This window comes from Nostoc sp. GT001, assembly GCF_030382115.1.
Lineage (GTDB): Bacteria > Cyanobacteriota > Cyanobacteriia > Cyanobacteriales > Nostocaceae > Nostoc.
This window is the reverse complement of sequence record NZ_JAUDRJ010000003.1, coordinates 3286816-3312414: the sequence shown is the minus strand read 5'-3', so window position 1 is coordinate 3312414 and position 25599 is coordinate 3286816. Positions and strand designations below refer to the sequence as shown.

At 44.6% G+C, this 25599-nt stretch carries 19 protein-coding genes and 1 pseudogene; 14 read left to right on the top strand and 6 right to left on the bottom strand.

The genetic code is table 11. The features are described from left to right. Positions 1-114 precede the first annotated feature (114 nt). The gene (locus tag QUD05_RS17175; protein ID WP_289797130.1) at positions 115-651 is read right to left on the bottom strand and encodes a GNAT family N-acetyltransferase; all 537 of its coding nucleotides are present in this window, start codon (positions 649-651) and stop codon (positions 115-117) included. 568 nt (positions 652-1219) lie between these two features. Here QUD05_RS17175 and QUD05_RS17170 point away from each other — a divergent pair. Both QUD05_RS17170 and QUD05_RS17165 read left to right on the top strand, forming a co-directional pair. Then, positions 1220-1663: a protein tyrosine phosphatase family protein gene (locus tag QUD05_RS17170; RefSeq protein WP_289797129.1), complete on the top strand. Its 444-nt coding sequence runs from the start codon at positions 1220-1222 to the stop codon at positions 1661-1663. Then, positions 1656-2436 (top strand): annotated as a pseudogene (locus QUD05_RS17165) (chromate transporter). The gene QUD05_RS17170 and the pseudogene QUD05_RS17165 overlap by 8 nt, the downstream one beginning before the upstream one ends. A 288-nt stretch (positions 2437-2724) precedes the next feature. On the opposite strand, the gene QUD05_RS17160 reads toward QUD05_RS17165, so the two are convergent. The 4 genes from QUD05_RS17160 to QUD05_RS17145 form a co-directional block, all read right to left on the bottom strand. After that, entirely contained in the window at positions 2725-4032 is a 1308-nt protein-coding gene (locus QUD05_RS17160; RefSeq protein ID WP_289797128.1) for a CO2 hydration protein, read from the bottom strand. A 134-nt stretch (positions 4033-4166) separates the two neighbouring features. After that, positions 4167-5663: an NADH-quinone oxidoreductase subunit M gene (locus tag QUD05_RS17155; protein ID WP_289797127.1), complete on the bottom strand. Its 1497-nt coding sequence runs from the start codon at positions 5661-5663 to the stop codon at positions 4167-4169. Positions 5664-5845: 182 nt separating this feature from the next. Next, positions 5846-6559 (bottom strand): carbonic anhydrase, encoded by a 714-nt coding sequence (locus QUD05_RS17150; protein WP_289797126.1) that lies wholly within the window; start codon positions 6557-6559, stop codon positions 5846-5848. Positions 6560-6610: 51 nt separating this feature from the next. Then, positions 6611-8488 carry an NAD(P)H-quinone oxidoreductase subunit F gene (locus tag QUD05_RS17145; protein WP_289797125.1) on the bottom strand — a complete coding sequence of 626 codons (1878 nt, stop codon included), beginning with the start codon at positions 8486-8488 and terminating at the stop codon, positions 6611-6613. Positions 8489-9674: 1186 nt separating this feature from the next. Between QUD05_RS17145 and QUD05_RS17140 the strand changes: the two genes are divergently transcribed. From QUD05_RS17140 to QUD05_RS17085, 12 genes are all read left to right on the top strand, one after another. Then, positions 9675-11024 carry an efflux RND transporter periplasmic adaptor subunit gene (locus tag QUD05_RS17140; protein ID WP_289797124.1) on the top strand — a complete coding sequence of 450 codons (1350 nt, stop codon included), beginning with the start codon at positions 9675-9677 and terminating at the stop codon, positions 11022-11024. Between the two features lie 280 nt (positions 11025-11304). Beyond that, a complete protein-coding gene (locus tag QUD05_RS17135) occupies positions 11305-14478 on the top strand; it encodes an efflux RND transporter permease subunit (protein WP_289797123.1) in 3174 nt (1057 codons plus the stop codon). Between the two features lie 815 nt (positions 14479-15293). Then, on the top strand, positions 15294-15497 hold the full coding sequence (locus QUD05_RS17130; protein ID WP_289797122.1) for a hypothetical protein: 204 nt from the start codon (positions 15294-15296) through the stop codon (positions 15495-15497). Between the two features lie 131 nt (positions 15498-15628). Further along, positions 15629-16993 carry an LLM class flavin-dependent oxidoreductase gene (locus QUD05_RS17125; RefSeq protein ID WP_289797121.1) on the top strand — a complete coding sequence of 455 codons (1365 nt, stop codon included), beginning with the start codon at positions 15629-15631 and terminating at the stop codon, positions 16991-16993. A gap of 242 nt (positions 16994-17235) precedes the next feature. After that, positions 17236-18774 carry an amidohydrolase family protein gene (locus QUD05_RS17120; protein WP_289797120.1) on the top strand — a complete coding sequence of 513 codons (1539 nt, stop codon included), beginning with the start codon at positions 17236-17238 and terminating at the stop codon, positions 18772-18774. A gap of 176 nt (positions 18775-18950) precedes the next feature. Continuing rightward, the gene (locus tag QUD05_RS17115; protein WP_289797119.1) at positions 18951-19619 is read left to right on the top strand and encodes a carboxylesterase family protein; all 669 of its coding nucleotides are present in this window, start codon (positions 18951-18953) and stop codon (positions 19617-19619) included. Between the two features lie 154 nt (positions 19620-19773). Then, entirely contained in the window at positions 19774-20376 is a 603-nt protein-coding gene (locus tag QUD05_RS17110; protein ID WP_289797118.1) for a GDSL-type esterase/lipase family protein, read from the top strand. A gap of 109 nt (positions 20377-20485) precedes the next feature. Then, on the top strand, positions 20486-21484 hold the full coding sequence (locus QUD05_RS17105; RefSeq protein WP_289797117.1) for an aldo/keto reductase: 999 nt from the start codon (positions 20486-20488) through the stop codon (positions 21482-21484). Positions 21485-21554: 70 nt separating this feature from the next. After that, positions 21555-22610 (top strand): aliphatic sulfonate ABC transporter substrate-binding protein, encoded by a 1056-nt coding sequence (locus QUD05_RS17100; RefSeq protein WP_502911434.1) that lies wholly within the window; start codon positions 21555-21557, stop codon positions 22608-22610. Between the two features lie 100 nt (positions 22611-22710). Beyond that, entirely contained in the window at positions 22711-24576 is a 1866-nt protein-coding gene (locus QUD05_RS17095) for an ABC transporter ATP-binding protein (protein ID WP_289797115.1), read from the top strand. Between the two features lie 449 nt (positions 24577-25025). Further along, entirely contained in the window at positions 25026-25214 is a 189-nt protein-coding gene (locus QUD05_RS17090; protein WP_094347334.1) for a hypothetical protein, read from the top strand. Between the two features lie 41 nt (positions 25215-25255). After that, positions 25256-25501, top strand: a complete 246-nt coding sequence (locus tag QUD05_RS17085; protein WP_354666183.1) for a type II toxin-antitoxin system RelE/ParE family toxin — start codon at positions 25256-25258, stop codon at positions 25499-25501. Here QUD05_RS17085 and QUD05_RS17080 read toward each other — a convergent pair. After that, the gene (locus QUD05_RS17080; protein ID WP_289797114.1) at positions 25426-25596 is read right to left on the bottom strand and encodes a hypothetical protein; all 171 of its coding nucleotides are present in this window, start codon (positions 25594-25596) and stop codon (positions 25426-25428) included. The two genes, QUD05_RS17085 and QUD05_RS17080, sit on opposite strands and share 76 nt — an antisense overlap. Positions 25597-25599 lie beyond the last annotated feature (3 nt).

The window sequence follows — 25599 nt, the reverse complement described above, 5'->3', positions numbered from 1 at the left end:
ACATCTAATTTGCATAATCGAATTAAATATAACTCTTGTGCGATGGGCATCTTGCCATTGGTATCAAGTTAAGTAAAGAACTCGATCGATTGATTGAGGTTTTTGACTGGCAGATTAACGAAAATTTGAGTACTCATGGATTCTTCTTCGGTTGATACGATAAACGAAGCAGTCGTCGTCACCAAATCGTCGAGACTCGACAAATTGGAAACCAAGACGTTCATAAAAGCGGTGGACGCGGGTATTGCCAGCAAGTGGATCGACGAGTACAGCTATCACTTGCGGGTCAGCAAAACATCGAGCAAGTGCAAGCTGCATCATTTGGGTTCCATAGCCTTTGCCCAAATCACTCTCTTCCCCAATCCAGATATCAATTGCGCGAAGATTCGCCGGAACATCACCCCAGTAGTGACTATCCTCACATGCCGGATCGATGATCTGAATAAATCCGATGGGGCGACCATCAATTTCAGCAATCAATTGCTCTCTCCATTCAGGAGTGCGGTCAAGTTCTGTCTCCCAGCCCCAGTCATCGTTAGGATCGGATTCTACCACATGAGGTTGCTCATCCCAATGTCGCAGCAGATCCAAATCAGCAAAGGTAGCAGGGCGGAGATTTATCCTCATCGGAGGTGGTACGTTATAGTTCATGGCTTTACTCAGGTTAGTTAGCACTTACCTACTCATATTTATCGTGGTGTAACCAAATACCAAAGTATAGAGTAATTTTACCAAGAAGCGATCGCAGAGTGAAGATATATACAAATCTAAAGACTTTATTAAATAGCTACCCAGGTAGAAAACGGGTAGTTCTCCGCTATCTTTAAGCAAGCGATTCAGGGATGATTAACCCTATAGAAAAGCGCCAGCACAAATTTTAGGCTGGCATTTAATAAACCGCGTATAAATCAAAGCCCTGAACTTTTATCAGGGCTTTTTAAATTTAAGCCGAGCAATCGCAGCCTTTTGAGTCTGATTATTTCGTTGAAGCGATCAATTATTTATACAGTAGTGCTAGTGCTGAAAGACTGGGAAAATTGATGCTGCGAGAAAACCGTGATTTCCATGTCATTCAAAAAATAGAAGCTGCTTTTCGTCAGTATTCTTTCCTCGGTCAAAGCATTTGCATTTTAGGCGAAAAGACCTTAGAAAAATTGCTGTATAAATAGTCTACAGAATAAACTACGATAAAACTATCAGAATAGTGTTTTTAAAGATTATGAGCAACACTAAAAAAGTTAGTGACGACTTGAGCGCTGCTCCTCAACTAACTTCTGAAGAGTTAAAACAGGCAGCCCAAGAGGGATTTAAGTCAGTGCTGAACCTGCGTTCTCCCGATGAAGCAGGTTTTCTCAGTGACGAACAGCAGCAAGCTCAAGCGGCTGGACTGCAATATGCTAATGTCCCATTAAAGCCTTCAGAAGCAAATCAAGAGCAAACAGAGTTAGCAATTCAGGAGATTGAGAACTTACCCAAACCAATTTTAATTCACTGTGCTGCTGGAGCAAGGGCTGGTGGTATCGCCTTGATTGCCAATGCTATTAGTGAAGGTCTGACTTATGAGGAAATTAGTCAGAAAGCGCAAAAGCTTGGTTTAAACTTAGAACAACCGCACCTCAAGCAATTTTTACTTGAAAAGTATATTGCCAAGCAAAATGACTAACTCAACACTAAGTCGTTTGGGTGAACTCGCCAACCTGTTTTTTAAATTGGGCGTCATCGGCTTTGGAGGCCCAGTTGTCCATATTGCCATGATTGAAGATGAAGTGGTTAAGCGGCGTCAATGGTTGACAAGGGAGCATTTTCTAGATTTGCTGGGTGCAACTAACCTAATTCCTGGGCCAAATTCCACAGAAATGGCTATCCACAACTGTAACCAACGTTTCTTTATGGCAATTGGGTTGGTTTTTTCTCAAAGTCGGTAGTGTTTTGTTTGGTGGTGGCTACCTTTTGGTGGCTTTTCTGCAAGGGGGATTAGTTCAAGAATACGGCTGGCTGACACAACAACAGTTATTAGATGCGATCGCAATTGGTCAATTTACCCCTGGGCCAGTACTTTCCACTGCTACGTTTATCGGTTATGTGATTGCTGGCATACCTGGCGCAATTGTTGCCACCATTGGAATTTTTCTACCTTCTTTTGTTTTCGTTGCTGTCCTCAATCCCCTAATCCCACGCTTACGAGCCTCTTCTTGGACTAGAGCATTTTTGGATGCTGTGAATGTTAGTGCCGTAGCGCTAATGGTTGTGACTACTCTGCAACTGGGGGCAGCGACTTTAACATTACCACAAGCCCCATTTGTAGATTTTCTCGGCTTGGCGATCGCGATCGTCTCAGCCATTTTGGCTATTCGCTTTCGCATCAATGCTGCATGGCTAGTCTTTGGTAGCGCCTTCATTGGCTGGGGTGCTTTACTCTTGGGCTACACTCGATGAAATTCCAAGTATTTTAGATTACTAGCATCTCTTAGCTTGGCATCTCTTTATTAATGATCGCATTTCCGAGTCATATCATGTCCGCTTGATTACTTACTAAACCCCAAGAACCCCACCCCGCCAAAGCTGCGCTTTGTCTCCCCTCCCGAAGAGCGGGGAGGGGCTGGGGGTGGGGTGCAATGACTGTGGAAATCATAACTAATTATGCGGACATGATATCATTTGCAAAAAAATGAATGTAGAGACGTACACTGCTACGTCTCTACAAAGGTTTTAGATGGAGATATTTTATCGATAATCTTGACTTTGAATGCTCCCTAAACGGGCAGCATCACGAATGTTGTAGTCAGCACGGGTAAAGCGATTTAGCTGCATTTCAAAAAAGTCTCGATTAGCTTGTAAATGCTTGGGATTTTGGTCATCTAAAGGATATAAAAGTGCAGTTCGCAAAGCTTGAATTACCGCAGAAGTGACACAGTACATTGACCGTTGAAAACTCACTCCTAACTGAATCAACATATCTTCTTCACCCCGGCAATGTTGGCTGTAATAATCAATAAGATATGGTGGCAAAAAATGCAACATATCTTGCATTAATAATGTGGGGGGAATGCCAGCAGTACCCACTGGAAATACATCAGCGTAAAGAATACCATAGTGAAAGTCTTTCTGGTCTTCTGGTACTTGACGCGCTTGAGCATTATAAGATTTTGTGCCTCGGAAGGGTGCAGTGCGGTAGAAAACTGCTTCTACGTATGGTAATGCGGCTTCGTATAACCACATGAAACCCTTAGATTTGGGGACAATTTCGTAGCATTCACCACGAATATAAACGTGATGGTAAATGGGACGACCTGCGATCGCAAATATACCATTAACTAAGAAGCTCATTGCCTCTGGAACACTGCTAATGGTACCTTCATCATAGCGATCAGACATTTCAAAGAATACTGGGGCCATGATTTCCCAGAATAAGCCCAGATTAGCGTAGTATGACATCTGGCGGCACTGTTCCAAAAACATATCGGGGAACAGCTTGTAAAGCCCCAGCATGACGGGGTTTCCTTGGAAATAAGCTTTAATTGCCCTGTCGGCGTTGGCTTTGTATTCGTCTGAATCTAGGTAAGGGTCAAATTGTCCACCCATCCCTCTGTGCCACAGCATCGCCCGCATACAAGCTTCCGCAAATTCCATGTTAATGCGATCGTGGAACAAGTGATGCAACAACTTCGGCATTTTGAAGGTTTCACCCTTTTCGATAAATGCCAAAAGTTCTGGATGTGCAGTAGCTTCACCGCGCCAAATTCGTAAATCGGCATCATCGCCAGCGTAATGATTATGCAGTTCTAAATACTCTTTGGGTAAGAAGTATTTAAAAAACGGTAACGGGTTTAAAAATTCGCGTTCGGCAATATAAAGTAGGTCACGCCAGTAGAAATCCATCGGCACGGCATAAGCTTTGTATAAACCGATGATTTGCATCAAATTTTCTGGAGTATCGGGTAACATTGCACCGCCAGCTTCTAAGCGGTGAATTACATCAGCAAATTCATGATTAGAAGGAGGTAATTTAATTGCTGTTTTAATTGCTGTCATAGTAATAGTAAATTGCTAGAGACGCGATTTATCGCGTCTGGGGGATAGGTTTTGAAACGCAATTTCTCGCGTTTGGAGGGATAGATTTTAAGACGCGATAAATCGCCATCTCTACAAGTGTTTTGATGTATTTTCTATTTCAGGGCGACTTCAGAGATTACGGTTTTTTCCAAAGAGGGAATTGCAGCCACCATTGTTGTAGTTGTAGATTCACTCCAACGCACTAACCAAGTGGGTTGCACTCCCAAAAAGATAATGAAAGCTGCCAAAATTAAAGCTGGGATTTTCTCAGACCAAAGAACTTTGGGATAGTAAGCTAAGTTATCAAGTCTGCCAAAACAAGTGCGGTTCAGGAGGATGAGAAAATAAACTGCGGTTAATCCACTAGCTACTACACACAAAATGGTTGGGATGGGAAAGGCAGAGAAGCTACCTTGAAAGACGATAAATTCCGCGATGAATCCTGTTAAACCGGGAATACCTGCGCTAGCCATCCCACTTAAAACTAGTAAAGCGCTAATTAGGGGTAAGCCGCGTATGGGACTCATTAAACCGTTGAGTTTATCTAACTCGCGGGTACCGACTTTGGCTTCTACGACTCCCACCAAGTGGAAGAGAATTGCCAAGATGATACCGTGGCTAAACATTTGGGCGACTGCACCAACGAGTGCTAAGGGAGTACTAGCAGCACCAGCTAGCAAGATATAGCCCATGTGACCAACGGAACTATATGCTACCATACGCTTGATATCTGTTTGAGCGATCGCAATTACTGCCCCATAGATAGCGCTGATTGCTCCCCAAATTGCTAAAGTCGGTGCAATAATGCTCCAAGCATGGGGAAACATACCCAACCCAAATCGCAGCAGTCCATAAGTTCCCAGCTTTGCTAACACGCCACCGAGAAGAATGGCAATTGGCGCTGAAGCCTCAACATAAGCATCGGGTAGCCAAGTATGGAAGGGAATTAAGGGAATTTTAATGCCAAAACCTAATATTATTCCTGCTAGCAAAAGGATTTGCTTTGTTGTTGACAGATTTTCTGTAGAGACTGCATCAAAAGCAAAATTGGTAGAACCACTCAGCCACACCATACCCAAGAATGTCGCCAGAATCAAGGCTCCCGAAACAGCAGTATAAATCAGGAATTTCATCCCAGCATAACCCCGTTTTGTCCCTCCCCAAATGGAAATTAGCAAATAGAAGGGGATTAATTCTAGTTCGTAGAATAAGAAGAATAGCAGCAAATTCTCCGCGAGAAAAGCACCTGCGACTCCTCCACTAACTAATAAAATCATCGAGTAGAACAGCCGAGGACGTTCAGTTTCTTTATTGCTACTGTAAATCGAAATCCAGGTGAGCAGGCTATTTAACACCAACATCAAGATAGAAAGCCCATCAACACCTAATTGATAGCTCAAGCCAAGGGTTTCATTCCAGGGTAAATACTCTTTAAATTGCATTCCTGGATTGCTAATATCAAATTTTAGCAGGATAAACAGGTTCCAAAAAAGAACTATTCCAGAAAAAATTAATGCTGTTAAACGAATACGATGATTAGGGAAGCTTACGGGTAATATTGCTATAAGAGCGGCGGCTAAAATCGGGAGCCAAATCAAAACACTTAACATGGTAATTTAGGATTTAGGAAAATTGGTAATTGTTATAGTTTTTCTCGTTTTCAGTCAGAGATTGGAAACGCACATCATTGCGGCTCTGCCGCGAATTCGTGAGGCAGAGCCTCTGAAATTTGCATTCCCAGTCGAAGACTGGGAACGAGATTTAAAGTAACTAATGACAAAGGACAAAAAAGCTAACTGACTACGTTAATTTTTCCGGTATCTAAATCGTAATAGCCACCGACTATTTTCAGCTTTTCTGCTTTGATTAACTCAGATAAAACTGCCGATGATTTCAATTTTTCAACTTGCGCTAAAATATTTGCTTTACAAGCATTTTCTAGCTTATCTCCTGATTGCTCTTTTGAGCTTTCTACACTTGGTTTAATAGCTTCAAGCAAACTTCCAATTCGCCCTGGTACTTGAGCACCTTTAATTGCCGCCTCTACTGCACCGCATCTTTCATGCCCCATGACCATAATGACTTTAGTGCCTAATACTAAGCTGCCAAATTCTAAACTACCAATTAGCTGTGTTGTGGCAATATTACCAGCTATACGGCAGACAAATAAATCTCCAAGTCCTTGGTCAAAAACAATCTCTGAAGGTACTCGTGAATCTGCACAGCCTAGAATAGAAGCAAAGGGATTTTGACCTTTGGCAACTTCGACTAAACGTGATTGATTTTGGTTGGGATTGCGGCGTTTTGCTTTAACAAATCTGTCATTTCCATCTAATAATTCTTGCAGTGCCTTATCGGGGGTAATCTCATCTTGTGCTGGTTTTGTTTCGGCTGCAAGCAAGTTTGAACCAAGTCCGGCTGTCAATACACCTGTACCGATCGCACCTGCACCAAACTTCAATAAACCTCTTCTGGAAAGATTGATTTGGGGATCTTGTATGCTCATGAAATTCTCCTCACAATATTAAACTGTTAGCTTTTAGTAGGATAGTTACTCCTATCCAATTGTCGAGATTTGAAAAACCATATTTAAAAATTGCATTCCCCAAAATGGCCAAGTTACCCACATTCCTAAAAAACTCACTCCTAAAAGAACAGTGAATGCATAAAATTGGGTTTGTCCAGAGGTGCTGTATTTAAGACCTTCACCACCTAATAGCGAAAATAAACCAACGAAGTTAACGATGCCATCGACTACAAAGCGGTCAATCATATCGGCAAGTTGGGAAATTTTGGCAACTCCAAAAATTATGGTCATTTTATAGAGTTTGGGGGTGTAAAAGTCGTATGCGAACAAGTCCTGCAAACCTTGCCAAGGGAGGCGAATCGGTTTAGGAATATTGCTTAAATAAATCACGCCAGTGATACTGCAACCGAAAATACTCGACCAAATTAAAAGCAGTGCGACATCTTTATTTAGACTTGCCCAATCTGGTAAAAGTGATAAGCTTTGCAACACTAAAGGAAGATGTAGACTTACACCAAGTAAAATCATTGTTGGCAAAATCATCGGCCAGTGAGCTTCCGGCGATCGCTGACTCATTTGTCTAGCTTTACCGCCAAAAACTAAACTAAATTCTCTGGTTAAACTCACGGCTGTTAAAGCATTTACCGCGATTACTACTCCCACTAACCAAGGTTGCGTTTCCCATAATCCATCTGCTAGTTTCACCAGCGCCCAAAAGCTACCCAGTGGTGGAAAACCAATTAATCCCAATGTCCCAACGATAAAAGCGATCGCCGAAATCGGGCGACGCGTCCACAATCCGCCTAATTGGGTAACATCTTGGGTAATGCTATTCCAAATAATTCCCCCAGTACTCATTACCAACAAGGCGGCGGATATGGCGTGAGTGAGTACTAACAATAGCGCCGCTTCGTATTGTTGCGTTCCTACAGCGATGAATATTAAACCCATATATGCGCTGACAGAATAAGATTGGCAGCGTTTAAGATCGATTTGAGCGATCGCAATTAAAGAAGCACCCACGGCTGTCACCGCACCAATCGCAACCATCGCCGAGGAAGCTATGGGCGAGATGGTTAACACAGGTTGCAATTTAATTAGCACCCATGCACCACTAGCTACTACTACCGAGTTCCGCAAAATCGTACTAGGAACAGGGCCTTCCATTGCTTCATCTAGCCATAAATGCAGGGGAAATTGGGCACATTTACCCATCGGTCCAGCAATTAAAGCTAAACTTACCAGTGCCATAGTTGTCGGGTTGACGTTAGCAGTAGCCGCCCACTTAGCTAGTTCTGGATAACTCCAAGTTCCAGCTAAAGGCCATAATGCCAACACGCCCATCAGTAAGAATAAGTCTCCCACCCGCTTAGTTAAGAAAGCGTCTCTCGCACCTGAGACTACCAACGGTTGGCTAAACCATAAGCCAACTAGTAGATAGGTTCCTAGCGTTAGGACTTCCAAAATTACATAGCTGAAGAACAAATTATTACACAAAGCAAGGGCACATAATCCCGCTTCAAATAATCCTAATAAAGAATAGAAGCGTCCCCAACCCCAATCCATTTCCATGTAGCCGATGGCATAAATCTGCGCCAGCAAATTCAAGCCAGTAATCACAACTAAAGCGCCGACACTCACCGAGGATATATCCAAAGCAATGGTTAAGTCTAAACCAGCCGTAGATAACCACGGAATAAATACTTCTTGGGCTGGATAATTCCAAGTTGCTTGTAAGGCGATCGCACTATGTACAAACGCCAAAAATGTCATCACCAAGTTTAGATAACCCGCCGGTCTTGGCCCCGTTTTCCTAATGATCCCTGGCGACCAAGGCACGGCTAACAAGCCACCTATTAAGGCGTAGCACGGAACTAGCCAAACAGTCTCTAGTAGAAACTGAGCCATTAACTTACCTCTAAATTTGTCATCAAAAACTATGGGTTTTGAGTCAACTGGCGTTGATCCCAGTTAACCCAGGGATGTCTACGACGGACGACGCCTACGCAGAACATACAAATTTATGTTTATTTAATTTTGTTAGAAACAGCTTACCGTTATATCTGTCAAAATGGAATTAGTTAATTAAATAAATTTAAGATAATAACTCTAATTATTTCTTATATGATCAACTATTTCAGCAAGGAATAATAGGTATTTATTCTTAATCTATGCATTGAGTAAGGAATGAATCAATAGTTATCATTAGTTTTATCAATTGATATTAAGCTTCTATTGTTACAAAGGCGGTTAGAAACCACGTCTACACAGGCAAAACGAGAGACACGGGTTTTGCCAAGAGGAACATTAGACCACCAAGCTCACATCCGGGAGAGATTAATGGCGGCAGCAGTAGCGAATTTCAAGGTACAACACTCCTAGTTCATCCCGCATTGTCGTATATACGTTTCCTTGGGGAAAGTATTTTCGTGCTATAGGACTCATATTTGATTTCTGAAAAAACTCAGTACACCTTAGAGGTTGTTTGAAAAGTGGTTGGCTGTAATTTTAATCACCCCCCTTAATCCCCCCCTTTACAAGGCTATGGTGTACACACAAGTGCTTTCCACATACGTTTCAACTCTTTTACCCACATTTTTGTCAGATGTCAGAGTTAAGCTGTCATACTTACCGATATCCCGCCCAGAACTAAAGTTCAGGGCTAATAGCTGAAGTCCACTTCAGTGGACTGAATAATCAATTTAGTCCACTTAAGTGGACTTGGGCTATGTATGAGACTCGGAATTTATTCCGAGGCGGGATGGGAACGCAGTGCGAGATTTATTAATAAAGATATGGCTGCGACAAGACTTGTGTGTACAGGGTAGTTGTAAAGGGGAGGGTTAGGGTGGGGTAAAAAATATTTGATACATCAATCATGACTTTTCAAACATCCTCTAACATCCCTCTCCACTCTTCGGACTATCTTTGACATTTCTCTGTCATATTTATCCAATAAACTACAAGAAAGGTAACGTAAATTTACTTTATATCTAAATAATTGACTGTTGATAGCGAACATTGGACTATTCATTGTTCACTTTCAACGGTTAATAGTTAGTACTTAACCCTCAGTAGCCCACCGTTAATCGCTATGGATACTTCTGAAACTGAAGTTTCAAAGGTTGAAACCCAATCAGATAGTTCTGTGCCTTCTGAGTTAGCACCGACTCGCTCAGGTAAACCTTGGTTCTGGAGATTGCTGATTTCATTTTTGGCAACTGGTGGCATTATCCTCTGGCGGATGTTCGCTCCTGGTGGCACACCACCCTCTTCTGTGGCACAGCAGCAAGGGCCACCTCCAAAGCCAATTGAAACAATCTCCCTCGCAAGTGGAAGTGCTACCAGAAGTGTCCAGTTGTTGGGACAAGTAGAAGCCACTCAGCAGTCAACAATCCGCGCTCAAACTGGCGGAATTGTCAAGCAAATTTCAGTGCAACCAGGCGATCGCGTCAAAGTCGGAATGGCGATCGCTTTACTGGATGATACCGATCAGCAATTGGCAATTAGCCAAGCACGAGCGCAACTGGCACAACAACGGAGCAATCTAGCACGCTTGGAAGTTGGCACTCGTCCTGAAATCATTGCTCAACGGCAAGCGGCTGTCACATCTGCGAAGGCGCGAGAACTGGAAGCACAGGATAACCTGAAACGCACTAGCGATCTTGTTAAAGAGGGTGCTTTATCTCAAAGATTGTTAGTGGAAGCCCAAGCACAATTGAATAACATTCAAGGAGAACGGTTAGAAGCTGAGGCAGAACTTGCCGAAGCTAAAGCTGGGCCGATTCAAGAAGAAATCGCCGCCCAACGAGCAAATGTAGAAGCAGCTAAAGCCACCTTAGCTCAAGCAGAATTAGCCCGACAGCGCACGCGGATTCTGGCATCGGAATCGGGAATAGTGCAGACTCGCCACATCAGCAATGGTGATTTGGTACAAAGTTCTGGTGAAATTGTCACCTTAGTAGCAGGCGATCGCTTCGATATTTTCCTAGAGTTACCAGAAGAACTCAGTGGTAAAGTTACCCCAGGGATGACAATCGATCTGACAACTCGCGCTCTACCGCAATGGAAGCAACGCGCCACCATCACTGCTGTAGTTCCTTCTGCCGAAACTGCTTCACGTCGCCAGCGTGTGCGTGTCCAAATTAACAAACCCCCGTCAGGATTAATACCAGGAATGGCGATCGCAGGTAACTTGAATATGCCCTCGAATCGCTCCAGCTTTGTGGTATCACGAGATGCATTAACCAGAAGACAAAACGAGTGGCTAGTTTTTGCAGTTGCAGATGGCAAAGCTAAACAAATTCCAGTCGAGATGGTTTCTGACATGGGTAAAAATGTCGCAATTTATCATCCCACTTTACGCACCGGTCAACGCATTGTGTTACGTGGTGGTGATGGATTGCAAGATGGTGCGCCTGTAAAGATAGTTGATCCAACTTAAAACATAACCCGATGTGTGACTTATTCTTGAAACCCCACTTCCATTCCTCTCCCCGAAAGGTCGATAGGCTTTGATTCTTGCTCCCCTTCCCTTGTAGGGAAGGGGTTGGGGGTTAGGTCTGAGAGAAAGTCGCACACGGCGTAACATAGGTTGCACCACACTTCCATAGACTTCTTGCAGAAGTTGGTTAAAGAGGAAGAATCGTCTCTTTCTCCTTTAACCTTTCCTTCAAAATACTGGAAACCCAGTTTAAATATGATTTTCTGAATTACCAATTAATATGAACTTTATTGAAACCGCCGTTCGTTGGCGACATGGAACTTTTGTTTTGTTTTGCTTGCTGGCAATGTTTGGGGTATTCTCCTTACTAAAGTTACCCCTAGAATTGCAACCAGGAGGCGATCGCCCGGAAATTACAATTACAACTACCTATCCCGGCGCAGGGCCAACAGAAGTAGAAGACCTGATTACCCGCCCCATCGAAGAACAGATGGAAGAGGTGCTAGGTGTCCAAGAAATTAGCAGTACTTCTCGTGCTGGACGCAGCAGCATTACCTTGGAATTTGCTCAGGATGCCAACGCTAAAGAGCGGATGGTAGATGTTCTCAACCGCTTGCAGCAGGTGGAAAGCTTGCCACCAGAAGCACAGGAATCGAGTGTGGAACTGGTGGGTGGTAACAGTTCACCAATGATGTGGATTCCCTTTGATACCAAAGAAGGATTTAAACCGGATGCAAATCGTTATCGGGACTTAGCAGAAGAAGTTGTAATTCCCCGTTTGCGGCGAGTCGAGGGAACTGGACAATTTCTGTTAGTAGGTGGACAAGAACGAGAAGTCGAGGTGAAGGTTGATCCAAAAGCATTAAGCGATCGCAACCTGGGAATTGGGGATGTAGTGCGAGTCCTTCAACAAAACAACCGTGATATTCGGGGTGGGCCATTAATTCTCGGACGACGGGAATATCGAGTCCGCACAACCAGCCGATCGCAAGATTTATCAGAACTTGAAGGCTTTGTGTTGCGACGCGACCAATCGGGCACTGTTTACTTGCGAGATGTGGCAAAAGTACAGATGGGACGCAAACCCCAAGATGGGGCGTTGGTGTTCAACGGCAAACCTGGGGTAGCAGTCGGTGTAATTCGCCAAATTGGGGCGAATGTGCCAGAGGTGGCTAAAGGCATTCGGGCGGAAATTGCGGCACTCCAAACTGAGTTTGACAAGCAAAATCAAGGTATTCGCTTTGTCTACAACTATGACGAGAGTCAGTATATCAATCAATCCATCGAATTTGTCCAAGGCAACTTAGTTAGTGGGGCGCTGTTAGCAACCATTGTCTTGGTTTTGTTCCTTGGTTCCATGCGTACCGTTGCAGTGGTGGCAATTACAATTCCCATTACACTGATTATGGTGTTTATTGTCATGTCTGCATTTGGACGCACATTAAATATCATCAGTTTGGCGGGATTGGCGTTTGCAGTGGGTATGGTCGTAGATAATGCGATCGTTGTGATTGAAAATGTCTTCACCCACATGCAGCAAGGTAAAAGTGCGATGCGGGCAGCCATTGAAGGTACGCAAGAAGTTTGGGGCGCAATGCTTGGTTCCACGTTAACTAACGTAGTGGTATTTGTACCATTGTTAATGGTGACGGGTGAAGCTGGGCAACTCTATGCTGATATGGCGATCGCACTTTCTGCCTCTTCTCTATTCTCCCTGTTTGCGGCATTAACTTTAGTACCCATGCTATCGGGATTGTTCCTGAAACAATCGGAAGCCATGCAAATGATGCAGGGTGGTGAATACCGGGGCGGTAATTGGTTTGAACGGATGGTGGCTAAAACCTCTGCGGTGTTTCGTCATTTCCAAACCAAACTGGAAAACTTTCTCGTCGCTACTGTTAGTTGGTCACTGGGGCGTAAGCGTATTGGGCGCAGATTAATTGTGCTGTCGATTCCGATTGTTTTGCTCGTGACTAGTATTTTTCTTTTACCACCTGCCGATTATCTACCCGAAGGAAATCGGAACTTAGTTGTATTGCGGGCCGAACCGTTACCGGGAACCAGTATACCCGAAGCAATTCGGCAATCTGAACCTGTGCAAAAATTTCTGCGATCGCAACCAGAAGTTGAACGCATCATGTATGTTGACCGTCCAGGAGCATTACGCGGGATTGCAACTATTTTAAAACCAGAATTTGCCACCACTACCGGACTGGCTGATATGGTGGATCGGTTACGCGCCCAAAGCAGCAACTTTGCTGGATACCGTTTTATAATCCCAACCCGGATTTCTATCTTCCGCGATCCGGGTAAAGAATTTGAAGTGGATATTGTTGGGGCTGATTTAAACCAAATTGGTGACTTAGAAAAGCAAATTACCGGCAAATTGCGATCGCTTGCAGGAGTGCAGAATGTGCGCTCAAACTTCGTCTTGGGTGCAGGTGAATTGCAAGTGATTCCCAACCGCGAACGCATCGCGGAAGTAGGACTTTCGGAAGCAGAAATTGGTTCAATGGTAGAAGCAGCATTGGGTGGTCGAGTTGCTTCCGATTACATTGATGGCAAAGAAGAACTAGATGTCTCAGTGGAACTGCAAAATACTGCTGTGGAAACACCAGAACAACTGCGCCAATTGCCTCTATATGCACAAGGACGACAAGTGCAACTGGGCGATGTTGCCGAAGTCCGCGAAACAACGGGAGCCGATGCCATTAACCACGTCAATCTAGAGCGCTCAATTAGCCTCACTGTCTCCCTTGCACCCGATGCTCCCCTTGCTACCCTGGTAGAACGTACCGAAGCAGAAATTCTGAATCCTCTGCGTGCGAGTTTACCAACAGGCTATCGGCTAGAACTCGCAGGTTCAGCGGATCAGTTAGCAACAACTGTTGGTCAATTAGCTGCTGCATTTGCATTTTCGATTTTGATTACTTACTTATTACTGGTGGCATTATATCGCTCATTCCTGTACCCAGTGGTGATTATGGCAACAGTGCCGATGGGTATGAGTGGCGCACTATTGAGCCTAGTAATCGCCAACATGATTCCGGGAATGAATGTGGCATTGGATATGATTACAGCCTTGGGATTTGTGATTCTGACGGGTGTGGTTGTGAACAACGCCATTCTGTTGGTCGATCGCGCCTTGCAACTCCAGCAAGCAGGTGAAGATTTTGATGCATCCTTATATAATGCGACGAGCGATCGCTTACGTGCCATTTTCATGTCTGCTGGAACTAGTGTCTTAGGGATGTTACCGCTAGCAGTTTTACCAGGTCAAGGTTCAGAGTTATACCAAGGTTTAGGCATTGTCTTGACTGGTGGGCTGGCTTTTTCGACAATTTTGACTCCCACTGTTGTACCCGCACTTATGGGTTTACTATACGATCTTTCTGGGCGGAAATCGCCGCGATCACCAGCTGCAAAAAAGCCGGACAAACTAGCTACTAATTAGGCCCGCATTTCTCACAAGCTCCAAAGCGATTGATGATGAGTAATAAGTAATGGGTAATGAGTAATAAGTAAAAGAGCAACAGGCGCAATACCAGTGCAAGAACTTGTACATTCTTGACGAGTTACTCCTTACTCACTACTCATTACTCCTCCATTCGAGGTGTGGTGAGAAATCCGGGTTAGGGTATTGACATTGTGACCTTGCGGGGGACGGCATACCTTCCCCCTATACCTTGCCATATAATGTTGTACCGCATTTGAATGGGAAACCCCATCGCGTAGCGTGCGGCGATCTGCCAAAACGGGATGCTCCCTAGAAAATTGTGTAATATCATGTCCGCTTAATCACTTATGATATGTCACTGCGAGTGAAACAAAGCAATCACAAAATCATTGCGATTACTTCACTCCGCTATCGTTGCGTACCCTGCGGGAACGCTAAGAGCGAACGTAATGACAAGTATTTAGTCGGACATACGATAACAAGGTTTCGGTATCATAAATAACTATATATTCAATAAACATTGATTTGCAAAACTTAATGTTTGCAAAACTAATTATTAGCTTTACGTGTTATTGTGATTTCCAACACATCTTTTTTTGTATTTATTGTGTAGGCTCTATCTGGTGGATAAAATTACTAGATAAATTTATGTAGTTAGAGCGCCAAGCAGCAGCATTCCTAATTCTGCTGTGGTATTAACCTGACTTACAGTTAGGTTATTTGATTTTTGAGCAACTAGTAAGTAACTGAACGGCAAGTTTAGTTACTAGAAAATCTTTGCATGACGACATTCAACGTCTAGCAAGAGGTGAATGCCTGAATGTCTGACACCAATACCTCAAAGTTTTACGGGGAAAAGATTTTATCGATATGCCATCCGAGGATTTTTTGGACATATATCAATGCTTAAAACCATGATGCTGTCGTCTTTTCATAAGCACTTACCACCTAATTATGTGGGTTTGACCGAAATGTGTAATGCATTTGAGCAGTTAGGAATTGCCAACCTTTCGTAGCAGCAGTAATCATAACTGGCGTAGCGCAAATCAGCGATACCGACCCTAAGCTTCTCTACGAGACGCTCCGCGCCGCGTAGCTTGCTTCCCCGGAGGGGTAGGCTAACGCACTATAAGAAAAGAAAAAATATATGAGTACAACACGCAAGTTTCGTTTAGGTGCATTTATTCAAGCCACCGGACACCATGTCTCCGCTTGGCGACACCCCGATTCACAAACAGATGCGGGACTGAATTTCGAGCATTACAAGGAAATTACTCAAACCGCCGAACGCGGCTTATTCGATGCAGTTTTCCTGGCAGATAGTCCAGGAGTCTGGGGCGGCGCTCCAGAAACTCAGCATCGCAATGGTAAAATTGCCCATTTTGAGCCTGTCACCCTCTTCTCGGCCTTGTCCTCTGTAACCCAAAACATCGGCTTCATTTCCACTGCCTCGACTACTTATGAAGAACCCTATACCCTGGCACGTAAGTTTGCCTCGTTGGACTATTTGAGTAAAGGCCAGGCCGGGTGGAATGTAGTTACTACAGGCAATGAGAATGCTGCACGTAACTTCGGACTAGAGCATCATCCAGAACACAGCCAGCGTTATGAGCGAGCTGAAGAGTTTGTGGAAGTGGTGAAAGGTCTATGGGATAGTTGGGAAGACGATGCTTTCATCCGGGACAAAGAGTCTGGTGTCTATTTCGACCCTGATAAACTGCATACATTGAACCATAAGGGCAAATATTTTTCTGTAAAAGGCCCTTTAAACGTTGGTCGTCCGCCCCAAGGTTATCCGGTGATTGTTCAGGCTGGAGCCTCCGAATCGGGACGGGATTTAGCTGCACGTACTGCTGAGGTGATTTTTACCGCCAATCAAACCCTAGCCGATGCCCAGGAATTTTATGCTGATGTCAAAGGTAGGCTAGCACAATATGGGCGATCGCCAGACGATCTCAAAATTATGCCTGGTGCTTTCCCAATCATTGGCCGTACTGAATCAGAAGCTCAAGAGAAGTACGAATTTCTGCAATCATTAATCCATCCCGATGTGGCTTGGGGGATTTTAAAGAACTATTACAAGGGTGTGGATTTGTCGCAATATTCTTTAGATGATGTAGCTCCCGAACTACCCAGCGATACCAACACTAACAAAAGTCGTCTCAAACTAGTTAGAGATTTGGCTACTCGTGGGACTCTCACACTGCGCCAACTGTATCTCTCTCTTGCTACTGCACGAGGTCATCGCACCATACTCGGTACTCCCGAAACCATTGCCGACCAGCTAGAAGAATGGTTCAACAACGGTGCAGCCGATGGCTTTAATATCATGCCGCCAATCCTTCCCACAGGATTAGATGAATTCGTTAACCTAGTCGTTCCCGTTCTACAGAAACGGGGACTGTTCCGTACTGAATACGAAGGCAGTACTTTGCGCGAAAACCTGGGATTGCGTCGTCCGGCCAATCGTTTTGCTGCTAAACAACTAGATGAAAGATTGGTGTTGGCGTAAATGACTTTTCATATCTGCACTGTGTTTATAGTGCTGTTGCATAAATGAATTTTTCAGGGATGCTTATGCCATACCTTTTAAATTGCACCTTCTGTAGATCGCCGCCTTACGGAAAATTGTAGGGAGACGCGATGGTGGAAAGACGCGATAAATCGCCGTCTCTACAGGAAATTTATTTGTCAATAGCAGCATTGGATGCTGAAAAAACTCTGTAATTTTTGTGCCGTAGGCAAGGAAAAAACATGACTGAATATAGCCGATTGAAGACCTCACGCTCTGCTGCAATCAGAGCAACCCTTGATTATCCAGTAATCGACACCGATGTTCATACCAATGATTTCACGCCAGCTTTTGAGGATTACATCGCTAAGTACGGCGGTGTGAAACTTGTAGATGAGTTACGTAAGACGGAAGCTTCTCGTCTGAACTCCAAGAGCAACGGTAAAGACTGGTATCAGCAAACTCCTGAAGAACGTCAATACAACCGGACAATTCGATCGCCTTGGTGGGCTAGAGTTACCAAAAACACACTCGATCTCGCTACTTACACCCTCCCCGGACTCCTCTATGAGCGTCAGGCGGAGCAAGGATCGGACTATTCGGTGCTGTTTCCCAACAATGTCTTAGCACCGGCTGGAGCGAGTGCAGAGAATCGTCAAGCACTGCAACGCGCAGTCAATCACTATCATGCTGATATCTACCGGAAATATAGCGATCGCTTGACACCAGTAGCTGGTATCCCATTAACTACTCCCCAAGAAGGCATTGAGGAGTTAGAGTTTGCGGTGAAAACACTGGGCTTAAAAGTGATTAATATCACTGGCGGTGTGAAACGGCCGATAAAAGCGATCGCTGATAAATATCCAGCCGATAAATATCCCGAAATCGCCAAGTATGCTTCTTATATCGACTTCTACGGACTAGATAGTGAATACGACTACGATCCTTTCTGGGCAAAGGTCGTGGAACTTGGCGTACCTGTCACCACCCATTACGGCAGTCAGGGTTGGACTGGTCGTTCCTCCATCAGTAACTACATGAACAACCATATCGGTCACTTCGCCGATGGTTCGGAAGCATTTGCGAAGGCGCTGTTTTTCGGTGGTGTTACCAAGCGTTTTCCCCAGCTGCGCGTAGCGATGCTGGAAGGTGGTGCAGATTGGGGTGCGCGTGTCTACATTCATTTGGTAGATCGGTTCTTGAAGCGCAATATCAAGGCACTGCAAAACTACAATCCAGCCTTGACAAATGCCGATGAGTTGTTTGAGATATTTGAGCGCTACGGTGCAGAAGTTACTCAAGGACATTCCCTCGATAAGGACGAATTGACCAAGACTGTACTGGGAGCTTCATTTAGCCGTCATAGCCGTGCGCCCATTGGTAGCGAATTGGATGATTTTGCCGCCGCAGGTATTGAAACAATTGAAGACATCCGCGATCGCTGGGTGAATAGTTTCTTCTTTGGTTCCGAGTCTGACGATCGCACGATCGCTACAGCATTTAATGACAAAACCAATCCCTTGGGAGTCAAGATCAACGCCATCTATTCCTCAGATGTTGGTCACTGGGATGTGCCAGACTTAACTTCCCCATTGGCTGAAAGCTGGGATCTCGTGCAAGAAGGCGTCCTGACCGAAGCCGACTTCAAGTCCTATGTATTCGCTAATCCCTACAAGTTTTACACCCAAGCTAACCCTGATTTCTTCAAGGGTACAGCGATCGAATCCAAGGTAAGTAACACCGAATTTAAACAAGTGGACAAGAGCCTAGTAGTGGCGTAAAAGGTGAGATCGGGGAGTGGGGGCAGGGAAAAAGGTTAAAGGTTAAAGGGAAAAGGAATAAATTTAATCTTTCCCCTTTTCCCCTTACCCCTTTCCCAATGCCCAATGCCCTATGCCCCATGCCCCATGCCCAATCCCCAATGCCCAATCCCCAAATTAAATTAGGAGTCATAACAATGCCTGTTGAACAACGCTCTCATGACACTAACAATGGTTCCTTGCCTTATCTGTTCTCACCTGTTTCTGACAATGCCAAGCAACCTGCACCCTTAGTACTTTTTCTGCATGGAGGACGCGATCGCGGCACAGATTTGAATGTGCTACTGAAATGGGGTTTACCTCGTTTCGTAGATTTATCCGACTCGTTACCTTATGTCTTCGCTGCACCCCAAATTCTGGCCGAACAGACTTGGACAGATCGAGCCGATGATGTGCTTGCTTTGCTTGATGAACTGATCGTTTCTCAGCCTGTCGATCCAGCGCGGGTGATATTGGCTGGGTTCAGCTTAGGCTCGGCAGGTATTTGGCATATCGCTGCTTTACATCCTGATCGCTTCGCAGGTTTAGTTCCTGTGTCTGGACGTGTACCAAAAACATTAGCAGAAAGCGAACTAGCTGCACTCAAAAACATTCCTGTTCAGATATTCCAAGGTGGACAGGATAAAAATCTGCCGATTGAGGATACAGAGAATTTTGTTGAGCGCTTACGCAAAGTCGGCGGAAAAGTTGATTTCACAGTGCTACCGGAAGGCGATCATTTTATTGCAGATGAAGTATACGGCGATCCGAAGTTACAACAATGGCTAATTTCCCAGAATCGGCGTGAAATTTCTGTAGTTGCTTGAGGTGAAATGTTCAAAAACTAACTTGCAATATCCAGTGGGGTGGGCAGTGTCCTGCCTGCCTAACATAACAATATATTAATATCTTCTAGAATCATGAACATAATGCTTCTTCTCAAGGCAAAACCGAACTTTTTCGGCAAAATTCAGTTGAATTATGTCAGATTCTCGCAAAGAAATCAGAATTTGTTTTATTGGTGAATCCTTTGTCAATGGCACAGGCGATCCAGAGTTTCTGGGTTGGACAGGTAGAGTGTGCCGCAATGCTGAGTCAAGAGGATACGCTATCACCCATTACAACTTGGGGGTGCGGGCAGAGACAAGTCGGTATCTCAAACAACGTTGGTACTCGGAAGTCTCTTATCGTCTCCCAAAAGAATCCGATGGTCGAGTAGTGTTTTCTTTTGGGGCAAACGATTCAGGATGGGCGGGTAAACAGCAAGGAATCGAACTTTCAGAGTCGATCGCAAATGCTCGTAGTATCTTAAGCCAAGCAAAGCAACTCTATCCAATCTTGATGGTTAGTCCGCCACCCTGTGGTGACAATCAAATTCTTGCCAATCTGTCACAGGAATTCGCATTGGTTTGTAATGAACTAGATATTCCATATCTTGATGTGTTTTCCAGTTTGCTAAAGTCACCAATCTGGCTAGCAGAAGCAAAAGCTAATGATGGCGCTCACCCAAAAGCAGATGGTTACGCGGAATTTGCTGCGATCGTCCAAAACTGGGAAGGTTGGTTAAATTGGTTTACACCTTAAAAAATGCATTTATTGCATAGCGTTTTAATTCCGCCCCGCTTCGCTAACGCAGAACGCACGTCGCATTCTATTTAAAAATTTTAAAACTTTCTCAATCAACAACATATCTATGACCTTACCAACTATCAATCTCGGTAAAACTGGATTGACCGTTTCGCGCCTCTGTCTCGGCACTATGACCTTTGGTTTGCAGACTGACGAAGAAACTTCCAGGCACATCCTCGACACCGCCGCCGATGGTGGTATCAACTTTTTAGATACAGCCGACGTTTATCCCCTCGGCGGTGGGCTTGCTACTGCGGGACGCACCGAAGAAATTGTTGGGCGCTGGCTCAAAGGCAAACGCGAACATTTTATTTTGGCTACCAAATGCGTCGGTCGAGTTGGCCCTGCACCTTGGGATCAGGGGGCTTCGCGGAAACATATTTTGGATGCGATCGATGCTTCTCTGCAACGCTTGGGAACTGATTATATCGACCTGTACCAATTGCACTCCGATGATGCTTCAACCCCTCTTGATGAGACTCTGGAAGCGCTCGATGCAGTGGTTCGTGCTGGCAAGGTGCGCTACATCGGGGTTTCCAACTTCTTAGCTTACCGACTCGCCCGCGCTTTGGGTCGTGCCGAGACGGGCAATTTAACCAAGTTCATCTCAATTCAGCCCCGCTACAACCTGTTATTCCGCGAAATTGAGCGAGAATTATTGCCTCTTGCCAAAGAAGAAGGACTGGGTGTAATTTCTTACAATCCTTTGGCGGGTGGTCTACTTACAGGCAAACACAATTTTACTCAAGGCCCCACATCAGGTACGCGTTTTACGCTAGGTGCTGCCGCAGAACGTTATCAAGAACGCTACTGGCGCGATCGCGAATTTAATACTGTCGAAGATTTACGCACAGTAGCAGATTTGGCGGGATTGTCCCTCACCACCTTAGCAGTAGCTTGGGTTTTATCTAATCCCATTATCACTGCCCCGATCATTGGCGCTAGCCGTCCAGAACAACTTGCTGACAACCTCAAGGCGTTAGAACTAAAACTTGACGACAATTTGAAACAAAAGTTAGACGACATAACTGCCGAATACCGAAGAGGAGATTCTCTTCGTTAGAAACTAGGGACGCAGCGAATAACAAATGACAAATGATTCAAATCAGAAATATCTCATGGATAAAATAGCTATGATTAAACGCCGTCGTTTTCTCCATGTTGCTACTTCCGGTCTATGTGGCTTTTCTATGGCATATCTGTTAGGAAGTTGTAGCGAACAAAGCCAACAATCTTCTTTGATCAATAGTATTAATGCCAGTGAAAATTCCCTTGGGATAAAAACTAAAGTTCTACGCATGGGATATCAGAGTGCGGGGGATCTTTTCAGAAATCGGAAAGTTTTAGAGAAACGCTTGGAGCCATTGGGCATTAAGGTAGAATGGGCGCAATTTGTCCAAGGGCCCCAACTGATGGAAGGGATGGCTGCGGGAAAAGTTGACGTGGGATCTGTGGGAGAAACACCACCAATTTTTGCACAAGTGGCTGGCTCAAAACTTGTTTATGTAGTCGGTACACAAAGAGACCAAAGGACAGGGACAAGTAGTGTTATTGCCGTTCCCCCTGAGTCTCCACTTCAAAAGTTTGAGGATATCAAGGGTCAAGAAGTTTACTTTCAAAAAGGCTCGGCATCGCACTACTTTATTATCAGAGCGTTGCAATCAATCGGCTTGACCCTCAAAGATATTAAAATCAGAAGTTTGCCGACTATCGAAGCACGGGCTGCTTTTCTCGAAGGTAAAATTCCAGTTTGGATGACGGGAGATCCACACTATGCGATCGCTCAAAAGATGGGTCGAATTCGAGTGCTTAAAGATTCTGTTGGGCTAGATTCTCCTGGTGGCTATTATATTGCTGACAGAAAGTTTGCCGAAGAAAATCTTGGCTTGCTAAAAATTATCATTGAGGAGCTTAATAAGCTCGACAAATGGGCAGAGGCAAATCGAGGCGAAGTTGCCAAATTGATGATAACAGAACAAAAGCTCGATCCAGATGTGGTAGAAATAGCGATGTCTCGGCGTACTTTCGCAGGACGCAGAGGACTTAGCCCTGCACTAATTAAGGAACAACAACGTGTGGCAGATTTGTTTTTTGACGAGGGTGTAATACCAAAGAAAATTAATATTCAGGAAGCGTTACTCCCGCCTGATATCTATGCTGCAATCACACCAAAAGAAATTATGGTCTAGTGGAGTACTTATAAAAGTCTCTAATGCCATCGGACGGCTTATCGAGTCGTCCATTTTTATCTGGTAGAAAAGTTAAAATGATGCTAAGAGATCGGCTTTCATGACGAAAAAAGCTAGACAATCTAAATCCTTTCAACGTGCTCCTGATGCACCAGATTTACCATCAACTCCATTCAGATTCATTTGCTATTTCGTTAACCAGTTTCGCTGGTGGTATTTGTTAATGGTGATCCTGGAGATAATACACGCAACCTGTGGCATTATGTTGCCTTATGCTATTGGCGAGATCATCCGGGGCGTGGCGCGATCGACAAGTGACAGCAAGCCGATTTTTGATGCCATGAAGCAACCCCTGATGCTGTTTATCGGCTTGAGTGTGGGTGAAGTGGTATTCGGGCGATCGGCTGGACTCTTGCAAACGATTCTCCATCCCATCCACCGACAGCACATTGTGCGATCGCTATATGCCTACTTGCAACACCATTCACATCGCTACCTAAGCAGCAGTTTTTCCGGGGCATTGGCACATCGAATTAGCGAAACTTCTCTGGGAGTTACCCAGACGATGCAAATGATGATTACTGAATTTATGCCAGTAATTGTTGTGTATACTGTCGCCACGACGATACTGTATCGCGCCTATCCTCCACTGGCTGCACTCGTGGGAATATGGGCAGTTCTCTTCATCAGTATTTCGTTCTGGCTGGCAACTCGCTGCCGATTTTATTCCCGGAAAGCCGCAGCCGCCAGAAGTGAGACAACTGGCATCATTGTAGATACAGTCACGAATCTCACTAGTAGCCGACTATTTGCTCGCTTTGGTTTTGAACGACGTTATTTGAATGAGCAATTAAGGCGCGAACTCAAACACGTGAGAGAGTCCAACTGGTACTCAGAGCGCATTCGCTGGTTTCAGTTCATCTCAGCAGCTATTCTAAAAATTAGCACACTGTATTACTCGCTTTCTCTTTGGAGTCAAGGAGCGATCGCTACTGCTGACTTTGTTGTAGCAACTAGCTTATCACTGTTGATCATCAGTGAAGCCCGCAATTTGAGCCGCCGCTTTCTGGAATTTTTTGAACATGTTGGTAATGTCGCCAATGGTGTCTTCACCATCGTTCAACCGCACGAGTTGGTCGATCGCGAGAAGGCGATCGCCCACCCAATCACTCAAGGTAAGATTGAGTTTCGGCGGGTGAATTTTAACTACACAGAAGAGAAGAAAGTTTTCAACAACCTTTCTGTCACCATCCAAGCGGGACAGCGTGTTGGATTGGTAGGCTTATCCGGCTCTGGAAAATCCACCTTTGTCAATCTGATTTTGCGTTTATTCGACCCACAATCTGGACAGATTATCATTGATGGGGTCGATATTCGAGACATGACTCAGGATGCCTTACACGCTCAGATCAGTTTGATTCCCCAAGATCCGTCTCTGTTCCATCGCACTTTGCTAGAAAATATTCGTTATGGACGTTTGGATGCAACCGATGAGGAAGTAATCGAAGCTTCGCGAAAGGCTCATGCTCACGATTTCATCGTCCAAAGTAAGGATGGTTACAATTCTCTGGTGGGCGAACGTGGTGTCAAGTTGTCTGGAGGGCAAAGACAGCGGATTGTAATCGCACGGGTAATCCTCAAAGATGCACCGATTCTGATTTTAGATGAAGCCACCTCTAGCCTGGATTCAATCACCGAAAAAGCGATCCAGGATACCCTCGACTTGGCAATGAATGGGAAAACGGTTATTGTGGTAGCTCATCGATTATCTACCATCGTCCATTTAGATAGAATTTTGGTGTTCGACAAAGGTCGGATTATCGAAGATGGTTCCCACACCAAACTGCTGGCACTCGGCGGCGCTTACTACAGGTTATGGAAAATGCAAGCAGGTGGATTTCTACCGGAAAATCTCGACGAGATTCGCAGTGGCACAGATAATATCGAAAAGGGAATGATCGCTTGACATTTAGCGCTACTTGAGGTTTATTTGCAAATTCAATTCAATAATTGTCCGGGAAAGAGTTCACAAAACTAAAGTAATGTAATTGTTGAGCGCAGTCGAAACTCGGTTTATTGGTACTTTATTTTTACGCAAGTCCCTAAGTATACGGATGCAGGTGACAGGGGAACTTTTCCACCAGGGAAATAAAATACAGATGCGATCGCTTCCTTAAGAGGAGCAACGCGAAAAAGTGAGATTATCGTGAAATGAGTAGGGGAGTAAAGAGAAATTTTGAGTAATTTTTACGACTGTTATAGCCATCAATACACTTATTTATTTCTCTCCCCATCTCAAAACCCCAAAACGCGTAGACGCAACGCGGCTTGTCGTTAGACATCGCACCTCCACAAACCCCAAACGCGATTCCCGTTGAGCATAGAATATAGAAAAGCAAGTTATCTGTAATCTCTATGGAAAAGCTCAATATTAAAGAAGAAGCTCGAAAGCTAATTGATAAATTACCTGCTAACTCAACATGGGATGACCTCATGTATGAGATTTATGTTAGGCAAGTTGTGGAAGCTGGACTTGCTGAGAGTCAAGCTGGTAAAGTAATTTCCGTACAGGAAGTTAGGGCAAAATTTGGACTACCAGAGTGAAAGTTTTTTGAACAGAAACAGCAGTAGAAAACCTATCGGCAATTTATACTTACATTGCCCAGAATTCACCTCGGTACGCAACCAGGATTATCGACCGTATAACCAAACGTTCCCAGCAGCTTGCGAATTTCCCTCTATCTGGTCGAATTGTACCAGAGTTTGAAACCGAGCAAATTCGGGAAGTTATTGAAGGTTCATATCGAATTATCTATTACATCAAGCCCGAACAAATTGATGTACTTGCTGTTATACATGGGGCACAGGAAATTACACCAAGTATAGAATGAATAGCGATCGCTCTCCCAAACCAATCAAGCAAACGCGATCGCCCTTCCCCACAAAACCCAAATGCGTAGACGCAACGCGGCATGTCGTTAGACATCGC

What these genes read in the sequence shown, in the direction of transcription:
- QUD05_RS17175 (WP_289797130.1), bottom strand. Translation starts at nt 651, where the DNA reads ATGAACTATAACGTACCACCTCCGATGAGGATAAATCTCCGCCCTGCT.
- QUD05_RS17170 (WP_289797129.1), top strand. Translation starts at nt 1,220, where the DNA reads ATGAGCAACACTAAAAAAGTTAGTGACGACTTGAGCGCTGCTCCTCAA.
- QUD05_RS17160 (WP_289797128.1), bottom strand. Translation starts at nt 4,032, where the DNA reads ATGACAGCAATTAAAACAGCAATTAAATTACCTCCTTCTAATCATGAA.
- QUD05_RS17155 (WP_289797127.1), bottom strand. Translation starts at nt 5,663, where the DNA reads ATGTTAAGTGTTTTGATTTGGCTCCCGATTTTAGCCGCCGCTCTTATA.
- QUD05_RS17150 (WP_289797126.1), bottom strand. Translation starts at nt 6,559, where the DNA reads ATGAGCATACAAGATCCCCAAATCAATCTTTCCAGAAGAGGTTTATTG.
- QUD05_RS17145 (WP_289797125.1), bottom strand. Translation starts at nt 8,488, where the DNA reads ATGGCTCAGTTTCTACTAGAGACTGTTTGGCTAGTTCCGTGCTACGCC.
- QUD05_RS17140 (WP_289797124.1), top strand. Translation starts at nt 9,675, where the DNA reads ATGGATACTTCTGAAACTGAAGTTTCAAAGGTTGAAACCCAATCAGAT.
- QUD05_RS17135 (WP_289797123.1), top strand. Translation starts at nt 11,305, where the DNA reads ATGAACTTTATTGAAACCGCCGTTCGTTGGCGACATGGAACTTTTGTT.
- QUD05_RS17130 (WP_289797122.1), top strand. Translation starts at nt 15,294, where the DNA reads ATGCCTGAATGTCTGACACCAATACCTCAAAGTTTTACGGGGAAAAGA.
- QUD05_RS17125 (WP_289797121.1), top strand. Translation starts at nt 15,629, where the DNA reads ATGAGTACAACACGCAAGTTTCGTTTAGGTGCATTTATTCAAGCCACC.
- QUD05_RS17120 (WP_289797120.1), top strand. Translation starts at nt 17,236, where the DNA reads ATGACTGAATATAGCCGATTGAAGACCTCACGCTCTGCTGCAATCAGA.
- QUD05_RS17115 (WP_289797119.1), top strand. Translation starts at nt 18,951, where the DNA reads ATGCCTGTTGAACAACGCTCTCATGACACTAACAATGGTTCCTTGCCT.
- QUD05_RS17110 (WP_289797118.1), top strand. Translation starts at nt 19,774, where the DNA reads ATGTCAGATTCTCGCAAAGAAATCAGAATTTGTTTTATTGGTGAATCC.
- QUD05_RS17105 (WP_289797117.1), top strand. Translation starts at nt 20,486, where the DNA reads ATGACCTTACCAACTATCAATCTCGGTAAAACTGGATTGACCGTTTCG.
- QUD05_RS17100 (WP_502911434.1), top strand. Translation starts at nt 21,555, where the DNA reads ATGATTAAACGCCGTCGTTTTCTCCATGTTGCTACTTCCGGTCTATGT.
- QUD05_RS17095 (WP_289797115.1), top strand. Translation starts at nt 22,711, where the DNA reads ATGACGAAAAAAGCTAGACAATCTAAATCCTTTCAACGTGCTCCTGAT.
- QUD05_RS17090 (WP_094347334.1), top strand. Translation starts at nt 25,026, where the DNA reads ATGGAAAAGCTCAATATTAAAGAAGAAGCTCGAAAGCTAATTGATAAA.
- QUD05_RS17080 (WP_289797114.1), bottom strand. Translation starts at nt 25,596, where the DNA reads ATGTCTAACGACATGCCGCGTTGCGTCTACGCATTTGGGTTTTGTGGG.